At 48.7% G+C, this 13,541-nt stretch carries 7 protein-coding genes; all 7 read left to right on the forward strand.

Features of this window, described 5'->3' with window-relative positions; translation table 11 throughout:
* Window positions 1-131 precede the first annotated feature (131 nt).
* The 7 genes from PM3016_RS10240 to PM3016_RS10270 all read left to right on the forward strand — a co-directional run bounded on the left by PM3016_RS10240 (window position 132) and on the right by PM3016_RS10270 (window position 13,454).
* Window positions 132-1,022, forward strand: coding sequence for an ABC transporter permease (locus PM3016_RS10240; RefSeq protein WP_014369376.1), 891 nt, complete (start codon window positions 132-134; stop codon window positions 1,020-1,022).
* A 32-nt stretch (window positions 1,023-1,054) separates the two neighbouring features.
* Complete coding sequence (locus PM3016_RS10245) at window positions 1,055-1,927, forward strand: carbohydrate ABC transporter permease (RefSeq protein ID WP_013915468.1); 873 nt, start codon at window positions 1,055-1,057, stop codon at window positions 1,925-1,927.
* Window positions 1,928-2,042: 115 nt separating this feature from the next.
* Window positions 2,043-3,740 carry a type 2 periplasmic-binding domain-containing protein gene (locus tag PM3016_RS10250; RefSeq protein WP_013915469.1) on the forward strand — a complete coding sequence of 566 codons (1,698 nt, stop codon included), beginning with the start codon at window positions 2,043-2,045 and terminating at the stop codon, window positions 3,738-3,740.
* Window positions 3,741-3,820: 80 nt separating this feature from the next.
* Window positions 3,821-5,065 carry a TolB family protein gene (locus PM3016_RS10255; RefSeq protein ID WP_013915470.1) on the forward strand — a complete coding sequence of 415 codons (1,245 nt, stop codon included), beginning with the start codon at window positions 3,821-3,823 and terminating at the stop codon, window positions 5,063-5,065.
* 332 nt (window positions 5,066-5,397) lie between these two features.
* Window positions 5,398-7,155 (forward strand): right-handed parallel beta-helix repeat-containing protein, encoded by a 1,758-nt coding sequence (locus PM3016_RS10260; protein WP_041619079.1) that lies wholly within the window; start codon window positions 5,398-5,400, stop codon window positions 7,153-7,155.
* Between the two features lie 281 nt (window positions 7,156-7,436).
* Window positions 7,437-11,498 carry a sugar-binding protein gene (locus tag PM3016_RS10265; RefSeq protein WP_238540483.1) on the forward strand — a complete coding sequence of 1,354 codons (4,062 nt, stop codon included), beginning with the start codon at window positions 7,437-7,439 and terminating at the stop codon, window positions 11,496-11,498.
* A gap of 177 nt (window positions 11,499-11,675) precedes the next feature.
* Entirely contained in the window at window positions 11,676-13,454 is a 1,779-nt protein-coding gene (locus PM3016_RS10270; protein WP_014369379.1) for a right-handed parallel beta-helix repeat-containing protein, read from the forward strand.
* Window positions 13,455-13,541: the final 87 nt, after the last annotated feature.

Here is a 13,541-nt window from a genome sequence, read left to right on the forward strand (position 1 = left end):
TCTGTAAAATGGTTAAGATAACATACCCTATATTGAATTCCTCTCCTATTCACCCAACTTGAAGGCATGTTAGAGTTAATCTACAGAATACTAGTACAAAACAAGATAAGATGTAGGAGATGAATACGGAGATGAAGCTGAGAAAAAATGGGGTACTGTATTGGATGCTGCTCCCCGGAGTTTTACTGACCTTACTTTTCCACTATCTACCCATGGCAGGTTTGGTCATTGCGTTTCAGGACTTCAAGCCATGGCTGGGTTTTTCCAAGTCCGCCTGGGTTGGGCTCGATCATTTTCGAACGGCCTTTCAGCGGGAAGATAGTCTTCAGGTGGTATGGAACACCTTCTTTATTGCGTGTTCCAAGATTATTGTCAACCTGGTAGTGCCGGTCATCTTTGCTTTATTGCTGAATGAAATCCGTCAGATGAGATTTAAGAAAGCTGTTCAGACATTGGTCTATCTGCCTCATTTTCTGTCATGGGTCGTGTTCGGTGGGATCGTGAGCGACATGCTGTCCTCACAGGGCATTATCAATACCCTGCTGCTTCCTTCCCTTGGTCTGCAGCCGATTTTATTCCTTGCCGACGGAGACTGGTTCCGATTTGTGATCATCTTCTCAGACAATTGGAAGGAATTCGGATTTGCCACGATCGTCTTCCTGGCGGCTCTGTCAAATGTAGATCCTTCGCTCTACGAGGCTACAGAGGTGGATGGCGCCAACAGGTGGCAGCAGACATGGACGGTGACGTTCCCCGCGCTGGTTCCGATCATCATCGTCGTTGGAACCTTGGCCATGGGCTCTGTGTTGAATGCAGGGTTTGACCAAATATTCAACTTGTATAACCCGTTAGTGTACGATAAAGGGGATATTATAGATACCTTTGTCTATCGTGTCGGACTATTGAACAGTCAATTCGGGCTGGGAACGGCGATCGGGTTATTTAAATCCGCGGTAGGCTTTGTCATGATTGTAATGGCTTATTACCTTGCTTCCCGTTTTGCCAATTACCGGATCTTCTAATATGGAAGGCCGTTCATCTGAGGAGGGTTTTGATGTACTACAAAACAAGATCGTATCGAATTTTTAACGTGCTGAATATTATTCTGCTTAGTCTGGTCGCACTGAGCTGTATTCTCCCGCTCATTCATATCCTTGCTATTTCCTTCAGCAGCGGATTGGCTGTGGAGGCGAATCGGGTAACCTTCTGGCCGGTTGATTTTAATCTGGACTCCTACACGAGGACTTTTGGCGACGCGAACTTTCTGGATGCCTTTTTCACTTCCGTTGTACGTGTCATCCTGGGTGTGGTCATCGGAATTACGGTTACGGTACTCACAGCCTATCCTTTATCCAAGATGGAAGCACTTAGAGGAGGCCGGGTGATTGCATGGTTTTTCGTGTTCACGATGCTCTTTCACGGAGGGCTCATCCCATCCTATATTCTCATTCAGAAGCTGCACTTGATGAATACGATCTGGGCGCTGATTCTTCCGGGTGCGCTGGGCGTCTACAACATGATCCTCATGCTGAATTTTTTTCGGGCCATTCCAAGGGAGTTGGAGGAAGCCAGCTTAATCGATGGGGCCGGGCATCTGACTACCCTGCTCCGTGTATATCTGCCGATATCGATGCCATCCATTGCAACCATTGTCCTTTTCGTAGCGGTAGGTCACTGGAATGCCTGGTTCGATGGTCTGATTTACATGCAGAAGGAGAATTGGCCCATGAGCACCCTGCTGCAAACCATGATCAAGGTGCCGGATCTGAGTCAGCGTACTGTAGCGGATACAGAGATCGTCAATATGACAGAGCGTACACTGAAATCGGCAAAAATCTTTATCGGTACGCTTCCCATCCTTCTAGTGTATCCATTTCTACAGCGCTATTTTGTGAAAGGGATCGTCCTGGGTGCGGTGAAGGGATAAAACGGATGGATATTTTGGTTAAGAAAACATACCCGATGTTGAATCATTTCTCTGTGAACACGCTTGCAATTCTATTATGATATAGTTGTAGCAAACAAATAGGGGGTATAGCAACATGCGTAAAACTAAAATGAAGCTGCCTGCGATCCTGCTGGTAACAGCTGTCGCTGTCACGGCCTGTTCACCTGGCGGGGAGCAGGCACAAACGTCTGAACCACAGGTCGAAGCCAATAACGGCTTCGCTAACGGGAAATTCGACCCGCCCATTACGTTAACTACGGTTGGAGCCGTTGGAGCTACCCACAGATTCAAGAATGGGGAGACACTCGATAACAACGTGCATACGAAATGGGCCAAGGAAAAGCTGGGCATCGATATCAAGTACAACTGGGTGACCTCCAATGACCAATTCATGACCAAGGTCAGACTGGACTTGTCCGCCAATACAAAGCTGCCGGATGTCATCCATGTCGCTGATCCGCAGTTATTAAACGATCTGATTGAATCGGAGAAGTTTGTGGATATCACCAGCGCCTTTGAAAAATATGCGTCCCCCAAAGTAAAACAAATTTATAGTCAAGACCCGCTGTACTGGGCGCAGGTCACAAAGGATGGCAAACGCTATGGTCTGCCAACCCTCTCCAGAGCGCATCAGAATGATACGCTGCTCTGGCTTCGGACCGACTGGCTGAAGAAGCTGAATCTGGAACCGCCAAAGACATTCGATGATCTGGAGAAGATCATGGAAGCCATGCAGAAGACCGATTTCGGGAAGGGGCCTGTGAAGCCTCCCCTGGCAATCAGCATCAAGGATGCCAACATGCCGTTTGTACAATGGCGCGGGGATGCGAGCTGGATCTTTGGTGGATATGGGGTCATCCCACACTATTGGAATAAGTGGAACGGCGACAAGCTGGAATACGGCTCCGTTCAGCCGGAGATGAAGCAGGCCCTGGCCAAGATGCAGGAATGGTTCAAAAAAGGTTATCTCTCTCCGGATGTTGGGCTGATCGATGTAGGCAAGAGTGATGAGACGTTCCGAAATGAGAAATCGGGCATCATGACCGGTCCTCCGTTCCAATCAACGGTAGTTCGAAACGCCTTGCAGAAAAACAATCCCGCTGCTGAGGCAAAGCCCATTCCTATTCCGGCAGGTCCAACGGGTAAACCGGGACTCCGAAATACGACCGTACCTGGCGGCGCATTCTTGATCAACAAGGACTTCAAGCATATCGATGCCTTTTTCCTCTATATCAACAAGCTGTATGAAATGGGCGATCCGGCCAAGGGCAGTGAGTACGAGAATGGTTACTTTGAAGGCTACGATTACGTTATGAAGGATGGCAAGCCGTCATCGATCGAGGCAGACTTCCCGGACAAAACCAAGATCAATACGCCAATTTATTTCCTGGGCGGTCAAGCTTTCCAGGATCCGGAGCTTGAGATAAAATCACTCATCAAGCTGTACAACGGGGAGAAGCCTTCGACTCCGTATGAAACCAAATTGTATAATGCGATTCCGGAAGCAGAGCGTGCTGATTCCAAAAACGTAATCGAATGGCAGGCAGCGTACTACACGCTTCAGCAAAAAGAGAATACCATGCCGAACCTGTTCCTGGGGCCACCAACCAAGACCATGAAGTCGAAATGGGAAGGCTTGCTCAAGATGGAAAGTGAAACGTTCCTGAAGATTGTTTATGGAAAAGCACCTATTGATGAGTTCGATAACTTTGTGAAGAACTGGAAAGCCATGGGCGGAGATGAAATAACCGAGGAAGTCAATGCCTGGTACAAAACGTCGGTAGGTAAATAGGAAGAAGGGAGCCATGGATCAGAAATGAACCATGGCTTCTTCTATCATAAACTTCCCAAATGGATAAAAGGAGTTTCCTTATGTACATATCCAACAAATTCCCAATTTATCAGAAATACGCGCCCTCGGTACCTACCTATTGTGTAACGCCTGCCGAGGGCCGGGTGATTCACCGCTTCTTTGATACGTCCCCCTTCAGTCCGTCCGGCCGTTACCTTGGGCTGTTCCGAATGCCGTTCGAGGACCGGAATCCGCAGCCAGGGGATGAGGGCGAGATCGTATTGGTGGATTTGTGGTCAGGAGAGGAACGAATAGTGGGCAGAACGTGCGGATGGGAAAGCCAGGTCGGCGCCAACGTACAGTGGGGTGCTAGTGATGAGGAGTTGTATTACAATGATGTCGATACCAGCGCATGGCAAGCCCACGGGATCAAACTTAATCCGTTTACCGGGAAAACGAGTGTCCTGGATCACGGAATCTTCATGATTTCACCGGACGGAAACCTGTCCGCCACTACCTGCCCGGTTCGGGCGAGACGAACCCAGATCGGCTATGGTGTTATGCTGCCTGACAGACGGGTTCCTGTCAATTCAGGGCTTCCGGAGGATGACGGACTCTATATAACGGATACGGCAACGGGGAAAGGCCGGCTGCTCGTTTCGATTCGGCGTATGCTGGAGGAGCTTCACGATAAGGGGAAGCTAAACATGGAGGACTACCTGAATGGAGAGAGCTATGGATTCCAGTGTAAATGGAATCCTCAAGGGACGAGGCTGCTTTTCGTACTGCGTTCATTCAGCAGAGACCGCACCAGTCGAAAGAATCATGTTATCACAATGAAGCGGGATGGAACGGATATCCAGTTGGCTATTCCCTCCCACGTATGGGCGAAGGGAGGGCATCACATCAATTGGACCCCGGATGGAGAGCATCTTACGATGAATCTTAATATGGATGGTCAAGGATTGCGGTTTGTAAAAGTCCGCTATGATGGAGTGGGTTTACACAAGCTGCTCGATGATGTTGTGGGCTCCGGGCATCCGACCGTTCATCCGGATGGGATTCATCTGCTGACGGACGCCTATTTAGAGGATACTGTTGCCTTCGGGGATGGCACCGTGCCGCTTCGTCTGGTTCATTTGCACAGCGGCGAAGATAGGGTGCTTGTGCGGGTGCCCACACAGCAGCCATTTGACTTCACACTGCGTGTCGACCCGCATCCAGCTTGGGATCGTGACTTTTCCCGCATTGCGTTCAACGCCTTTGTGGGGGGCACTCGGAGAGTGTTCGTAGCGGACCTGAGAGGGCCTTTCATCACAGGGTGAATTAAAAAGTGGAATGAAGACAGCGCAATGGCGGTAATGAATCATTCATAGATTCGCCGCCATTTTCGATTAACAAACGGGAGCAGCTGTGGATACGATTAAGAAAACATAGTCTATGTTAAATTCCTTATCTATATGTAAACCTTTCTCCGTGATAGAGTATAAAAAGGCTAACAATTATTAGCCTGCGTGCCGGAAGTTATTTTGTAAGCGCTATTAAGTCCGTGGTACATGCCATGGAGATCCTGCGGGGAGGTGATTGTTAGCTGTATATTACGTGCTGAGGCAAGGTTTGCTGCTGGTTCTTTCGCATCAACCCATTTTAAGGAGGAATGTTAGTGACTATCGAATCCGCTCTGAGGAAGCCCATGAGATTGACGAGTTTGTTTTTGTCCCTGCTGCTGATTTGCTTCATGTTTACTTTTGCAGTGCCCGCTCATGCCGCTGGGACCACGTATTATGTAAACGCAACCACCGGACTGGACCAAAGTGGTTATGGCACTTCGGCCAACCAGCCGTTTAAGACGATCCAGTATGCGGCTAACCTTACCAATCCGGGAGATACTGTATATGTGATGAATGGAACATATACCCAGACCTCGGATCAGTCCGTATTTCAGGTTACCCGGTCAGGGAATGCCGGGGCTTACATCAGTTACCTGGCGTATCCGGGACATAAGCCTAAGCTCAAGGCAACAGAAGCCTGGAACCACATTCTTGTAAACGCTTCATATATCAGGATCGAAGGTTTTGAGATTGAAGGAGACAATGCCAATCTGACCTTAAGCGATGGGGAAGCGCGGTATACGCACTTTATTCAAAATAAGGAAGCAGGCACCGTCAACTGGAGTTATGTCCGCAAAACCCAAACCAATGGAATTTTTATCAAACCGAGCACGGGAAGCACTTCTTACCCACATCACGTCATCATTAAGAACAATATCGTTCATGATGTTCCGGGTGGGGGAATCAGCACTACCGATACGGATTATATTACCATTGAGAACAATACGGTCTACAATACTTCATGGTATACGCTCTATGCGACGAGCGGCATCTCGCTCCTGACGCCCAAAAATGTGGATACGAATACTGCAAGCTACAAAAATGTAATTCGGAACAACCGGGTATATAACAACAAGACATTGGTCAAATGGGAAAAAATTCGGGATTATTCGGATGGCAACGGAATTATTGTTGATAGTACCGTGCATGCTCCTGCCTACACGGGCAAGACTCTGGTAACCAATAATGTTACTTATCTTAACGGGGGCTCCGGCATTCATGCGTTCAAAAGCGCGAACGTGGATATCATCAATAACACATCGTACAACAACTCTGCCCAATTGAACTACGGCGAAATCTTTTCCAATGGTAGCAGCAATGTCAACATATTCAATAATATCATGGTGGCCAGAACCGGCAGGAATATCAATACAAATTACAACAATACGAACGTCAACGTGAATTACAACATCTACCATAACGGAAATCCTGTAGTTAGCGGACCCAACGACATTTGGGCAGATCCCCTGTTCGAGAATGCATCAGGCGGAGACTTCCGGGTGAAGATCGGTTCCAGGGCTATTGACACGGGCACTACAAATTTGGCTCCAAATCATGACTTCGCGGGCAATCCGCGTCCAAGAGGAGCAGGACCTGACCGCGGAGCCTACGAAAGCCAGAATCTGATTGGCAACCCGAGCTTTGAGTGGACCAATCTGAACGGCGGATGGACCAAGGAATTAAACAGTGCGGGAATTACGGCTCAAAATGCGGGTGCCTACTCCGGTACCTATAGGGCTAATTTCAGCACAACCGCGGCTACGAAGTTGTCCCAGACTGTCACAGCTCCTACGTCGAAGACATATACAGTTACGGCCTATATCAATACGAATATCGCAAGTAATGTTAAGCTCGGAGCAGATGTTGCCGGCGTGAGCAAAGGTGAGCAGACGGTCGTTTCAGGGGGTTATAAGAAGGTAACCTTCACGGTCAGCGCCACGGCAGGACAAGCAATCAAGGTATGGATCAGTGCGCCTCAGTCCGCCAGCGGCTGGGTTGCCATCGACGATGTTTCGGTGGAGTAGTTTTACTGCTGGTTGGAATACGTGATTAATCAAACAGGATCGCCGCTCACTTCCACATAGGGAACTGGGCGGCGATTTTTATGTTCATATCATGAGCAGCAACGAATTGATTAAGAAAACATATCTAATGTTGATTCTATTACCTATGAGCAAGCTTACTGTTCATGCTACTGTTGTTACAGACATTGTTCTTATTGATGAATGACTCGATTTAAAATGAAGGGGTGTGGAACTAGAGATATTAGGCTTAGGTTTATATGTGGGTAGATAGGCAGAGGAGGATGAAGGTATTGAACGTATTAAAAAAGATAGGGTTGTCCGTTCTGATGATGACCACGGTGTTAACCCCCATATTGGCACCTATTATGCCCGTGAACAGGGCTTATGCGGCGGGCGAAACGCTCTATGAGGCGGAGACTGGAGCAAAAGTAGATGCCGAAGTACAAACAGTAGGAAGCGCGGTTTACTCGGGCACCGGATTCGTCAATCTGGGGGATAAGGCGAATGGCGCCAGCGTTACGTGGAACACAGTTCAAGCGGCCGTGTACGGGAATTATGTTCTAAAGATCAAATACAGCAATTCGGATTCTGTTCCTAAACCGATTAGCTTAACGGTGAACGGCCAGAATTACGCCAATTTTACAGGCGAGCAGACGGGAGAGGAAACAACGCCTGCTTGGGGGACCCTCACTGCCGTCGTATTTTTGAATCCAGGAGCCAATACGATCAGGCTCGCTTCCGAGAGCGCTGACGGCCCTCTGCTGGATGTCCTTGAGGTGACTCCCTTTGCAACGATTTTTGAAGCGGAGAATGGCGGCGGTGCTGCTCATTCCGGTGTAACCATCGGATCCAATGTGAGCGGGGCAGCCGGATTCTCGGGAACGGGTTATGCCAGCATCGCTGCGGGAGGCACCGGGTATATGCTGTATAACAACGTTGTCGTTCCGGAGACCGGGAAATATACGGTAAAAATAAGGTACTCCAACGGCAGCTCAGCAAGGCCTTACGCCGTAACGGTAAACGGTGCCCGGGTTCAAGACGCCAAGGGACTTGCGACGGGTGCCTGGTCCAACTGGATCTATGAGGAACTGACCGGGATCAACTTCAACGCAGGCGTCAATACCCTGAAGATCGAGCGGATCGGTGCGAATGCCACCCCCGTTATCGACCGGTTCGAAATCGTGAACGAAGCTGTGATTGAAGTGGGAGATCAAACCTTCCGGAACACCAACTTCGAGTCGAACGACGTGGATCCCGTGATTGCCGGCACGTCGACAGGAGCGGCTCTGAGTTCACCGCTGATCAGCGGCAGTGCCGTGAAAAGCACCTCGGCCAGCACGGTAAGAGTAGTGGAAGATGCAGGCTCCCGCCGGGCGGAAGTGACAGTACCTGCTGCCAAACCGGGTCTCATCGGCTTCCCATTCCATTCCAGCTGGATTACTCCGGTGCCGATGAAGAGTTATACGTTCGAATCGAGCTTCAAGCTGAAGGATGATAAAGCGAATTATATTTTCAAGCTGATCACAGCTGCAGGACTGGAGAGCCCAATCTTTGCTTTTGGGATGGACGGCAAAATCTATGCCCGCTCTAACAATTCGGCCGGCGGAGCCTTGGCTGCAAGAGCGAGCTGGACCCCGGATACCCTCTATCAAGTGAAGCTTGTGTACCATCTTGACACCAAGAGCTATGACATGTATCTCGATGGCAGCAAGATTGTGAACAGCGAGCCCCTGCAAAATGATGCCTACCTGGGCGGATTGAAGGGCTTCTTCATGGAAGTGAAAGATGGCGCGCGGCAGGAAACCAAAATTCTTGTGGATGATATAACGCTGTCGGGTTCGAATACAGCCGGTACTGCTCCGGTAACGAATGCGAATCCCGGAACCCTCTTCGTTGAACAGCCGTACATTGGGACACCGGTACAATATTATGTAAGTCCGGCCGGAGCGGATACGAATAACGGTCTAACAACGACGACCGCATTCAAATCGCTTAGCAAAGCGGTAAGTGTGACGAATCCTGGAGATACCGTCAACATCATGCCGGGAACGTATTCTCCCACAAACGATCTGAGTGACTTCCTTCTTATCAACCGCTCAGGAGCTCGTGATACGAAAACCGGCATAGCGCATTACATCACCTACAAGGCGTATGATCCAGCTAATAAACCGAAGCTGCTCCTGCCTCCGAATATCAGAGGGATCTGGGATATGGTGGAGGTTAGCGCCAACTACATTGTTATCGACGGTCTGGAAATCGAAGGGAACAATCTGAATTTAACTTTGGCAGAAGGCGAAGCGAATTATGAGCACAAGGTAGCGGGCGGATCGGACTGGTCGAGATATGCTTTGACCAACACCAACGGTATCAATATTAACGGGCATAATATCATCGTGAAGAATAACCATGTTCACCATATGGCCGGTGGAGGAATTGGCGGCGGCGGTGACTATATTACCGTGGAGAACAACAAGATTCATTCGAACAGCTGGTATACCTTCTATGCGACCAGCGGGATCAGCTTCATGGCTGACTGGGATATCGACAACAACACCACGGATTACAAAATCATCGTTCGGAATAACCTGGTTTATGACAATGAGACCAAGGTGAAGTGGGAAAAAACCAAAGGCTATTCCGATGGCAATGGTATTATCTTTGATGTGGATGAAACGTACAAGGGCAAGAAGCTTGTGACGAACAACGTGGTCTATAACAACGGCGGCGGAGGAATCCACATCTATCGCAGTCACAATCTGCACGTTATCAACAACACGGTGTACCATAACAGCCGGAGCCCGCACCTGAAATATCCGAATATGGACGTTCAGTCCGGGGATAATGCGGTCTTTCTGAACAATATCTCCGTGGCCAGGGATGAAGCGGGCGAATATGCGAACGGCAACAGCGGATTCAACAATCTGTTCGCCAATAACCTTTACGTTGGTTTAACCCGCTCCTTGGGGAAAAATGAACGCGTGGCAGATCCTAAGTTTGTCTCTGTAACAGGCGATACCTATGATTTCCATCTGCAGGCCGATTCACCGGCCATTGATTATGGTACACGTACCCTGCAGACACAGACAACTACGGTAGACTATGACGGCAATGTGCGTCCCTACGCAGGAGCCGGGTCTCATTCCCGGGTGGATATAGGTGCCTACGAAACCCCATTTAATAATCCGGCCTACCTGGTGGACGACTCCATTCAAATCACGGAGCCAACCCCGGAAATATCCAAGGAAGCAACGGCAGCCAAGGGAACGGCTGTGATTGACGGTGAAATCGATGAGAAGTGGTCCACAACCGAGAGTTTCAAGGCCCAGTATGTCAGTGATGTAACGAAAGAAGCGCCAGAAGCGACTGTACGTCTGCTTTGGGATGAAACTCATCTGTATGTGCTCGCCGAAGTAAAGGATGCCAACCTGAATGCCACAGGCGGCAATCTGTGGGAGCATGATTCCATGGAATTCTTCGTGGATGAGAATAACGCCAAAACGACGGCTTATCAGCCAGACGACCGCCATTACCGGGTGAACTATTTGAACCTGAAGAGCGGCGGCAGGAACGTAACACCGGACATCTTCACCTCTGCCGCACGCGTTGTTCCAGGGGGCTACATCATTGAAGCTGCGCTGCCATTAACCAGCATCACCGGTGAGGTTGGCAAGGTGATTGGTTTTGACGCCGGCGCCAGCGATGACAGCAACTATGATGGAATTCGGGACAATGCAACGATGTGGAGCAACCGGAGACTTAATTCCAATATCTCCACACAGTGGTACGGTAATGTTACCTTGGTGGCGGCACCTGCGGCCATTACCGGCATAACGCCAGTCGCGGTGAGTACGACAGCAGGAAAGGCACCTGTGCTGCCATCCGTGGTGGAAGCCGTATATAGTAATGGCAATAAATCGAACGTGAGCGTGGTATGGGATACCATTGATCCGAGCCGTTATGCAAGTGCGGGAAGCTTTACGGTAAATGGTGCAGTGAATGGCACGGCAATCAAGGCGGCTGCCAATGTTACCGTAACCCCGGCGCCTAATGCATCGCCTACCGTCAGAGTGACAAGCCCAGCGAATAATGCAATCTTTAAGGCTCCTGCCAAAATACTGCTGAAGGCTGCGGCGTCAGACAGCGACGGGACAATCCGCAAGGTAGAGTTTTACAATGGAGGCACCCTGATCGGAACTGCGACAGCAGTTTCAGCGGGCAACTACGCCATCTACTGGACGGGGGTTCGAGAGGGAACCTACAGTATTAAGGCTAAAGCTTATGATGATAAGGGGGCGACAGCGACCTCAGCTGAAGCTACAATCATTGTAAAAAAAGGAAACTAGAAATCCTGTCACCTGAAGTACCCCGGGGAATAATTAGTTGAGGTTATTCCCCGGGTTTTAGTAAGATAGAAGACTTTATAAGTTTTCAGCGAAGCTGAAGGGAGGTGAGGGACGCTATTATTTTTATTAAAACTAAAATGAAAACGCTAACAAAATGGATTGTAGGAGGAAATGAAAATGAATACTGGAGTTACCCGTAAGAAATCTACAAGATTACTGGGCTTAAGTTTATCTTTAGTGGTATTATGTTCTTCTTTTGTTTGGGAAGAATCAGTCCAAGCCGCTGGGAAAACGTATTATGTTGATATCGATACGGGAATTGACCGCAGCGATTATGGACTCACAGCTGATAAACCGTTTAAGAACATTCAATATGCCGCCAATCTGACCAACCCGGGTGACACGGTCTATGTCATGGACGGAACCTACTACAAGACGAATGATCAAGATGTATTCCATGTTACCCGATCCGGGGATTCCACTTCTACCGGGGGTTACATCAACTATCTGGCCTATCCAGGGCATCGGCCTAAGCTCAAAGCAATCGATGCTTGGAATCACATTGTTGTAAACGCTTCATATATCAAAATTGAAGGCTTTGAAATTGAAGGAGACAATGCCAATCTTACATTAGCCGACGGTGAAGCGCGATACAATCATTTTGTTCAGAATCAACCAACCAATACGGTGGACTGGGCTTACATACGTAAGACTCAAACGAATGGGATTAATATAAAACCAGCAACCGGAACTACCGTTAATCCTCATCATGTGATCATTAAGAATAATATCGTGCATGATACACCTGGCGGTGGAATTGGCGCTGATGAGTCGGATTATATAACCATCGAGAATAATACGGTGTACAACACGTCCTGGTATAATCTCTATGCGACCAGCGGCATCTCAGTATTTCACTCGGTTGATAAGGACACCAACACGACCACTTATAAAAATCTTATTCGTAATAACCGGGTCTACAACAACATGACGCTGGTTAAGTGGGGGAAAACGAAAGATTATTCCGACGGAAATGGAATCATTATTGACGACAACCAGAATTCACAATTAAATGGCAAGTACCCAGCTTATAAAGGTAAAACTTTGGTAACCAATAACCTGGCTTATAATAATGGCGGCTCCGGCATTCATTCTTATTTCAGTCACAATGTGGACATCATAAATAACACGGCCTATCAAAACAATTCTCGTTTGGATGAAGGCGAAATTTACGCCAATTCCACCAATAATGTGAAGATACTCAATAATATTCTGGTAGGCAGAACCGGCAAGAAAATCAATTCAAACTATAACAATACGAACCTTACGTATGACTATAATGTTTATTCCAACGGTAACCCGGTAGTAAGCGGTACTAACGATATATGGGCAGATCCCCTGTTCTTGAATGCGGCGGGAGGAGACTTCCGGTTGAAGATCGGCTCCAGAGCCATTGATGTCGGAACCACGACGCTGGCTCCGAGCAATGACTTCCAGTACAACCCTCGGCCAAGAGGTGCAAATCCGGACCGTGGGGCACTGGAGAGCCAGAATCTGATCGGCAACCCGAGCTTCGAATGGACCAATCTGAATGGCGGTTGGACGAAGGAATTAAACAGCGCAGGCATAACGGCTCAAAACTCGGGTGCATACAGCGGAACTTACAAGGCTTCGTTCAGTACGACTGCGGCAACAAAGATGTCACAGACCGTAACGGCACCGACAACGAAAACCTACACCGTAACCGCTTACATTAATACGAATATAGCAAGCAATGTCAAATTGGGTGCGGACGTTGCGGGCGTGAACAAAGGTCAGCAGAGTGTGGCATCCGGAGCATACCAAAAAGTAACCTTTACCGTCAGCGCCACCGCAGGTCAAGCGATTAAGGTGTGGATCAGCGCTCCTCAATCCGCCGGCGGCTGGGTTGCCATTGATGACGTTTCTGTTGAGTAACTTTTCTGCAAGCTCACCGGGATAGATGATATCCCCATATCGAGATCGCCGTTTCGCTTCAATCGATGAAGTGAAACGGCGATTTTT

Origin of the sequence: Paenibacillus mucilaginosus 3016 (genome assembly GCF_000250655.1) — a bacterium.
In the GTDB taxonomy this organism is placed as follows: Bacteria; Bacillota; Bacilli; order Paenibacillales; family NBRC-103111; genus Paenibacillus_G; species Paenibacillus_G mucilaginosus.

Excerpts from the sequence above, each read along its gene's own strand:
- PM3016_RS10265 (WP_238540483.1), top strand. The coding sequence starts at position 7,437 with ATGAAGGTATTGAACGTATTAAAAAAGATAGGGTTGTCCGTTCTGATG.
- PM3016_RS10255 (WP_013915470.1), top strand. The coding sequence starts at position 3,821 with ATGTACATATCCAACAAATTCCCAATTTATCAGAAATACGCGCCCTCG.
- PM3016_RS10270 (WP_014369379.1), top strand. The coding sequence starts at position 11,676 with ATGAATACTGGAGTTACCCGTAAGAAATCTACAAGATTACTGGGCTTA.
- PM3016_RS10240 (WP_014369376.1), top strand. The coding sequence starts at position 132 with ATGAAGCTGAGAAAAAATGGGGTACTGTATTGGATGCTGCTCCCCGGA.
- PM3016_RS10245 (WP_013915468.1), top strand. The coding sequence starts at position 1,055 with ATGTACTACAAAACAAGATCGTATCGAATTTTTAACGTGCTGAATATT.
- PM3016_RS10250 (WP_013915469.1), top strand. The coding sequence starts at position 2,043 with ATGCGTAAAACTAAAATGAAGCTGCCTGCGATCCTGCTGGTAACAGCT.
- PM3016_RS10260 (WP_041619079.1), top strand. The coding sequence starts at position 5,398 with ATGTTAGTGACTATCGAATCCGCTCTGAGGAAGCCCATGAGATTGACG.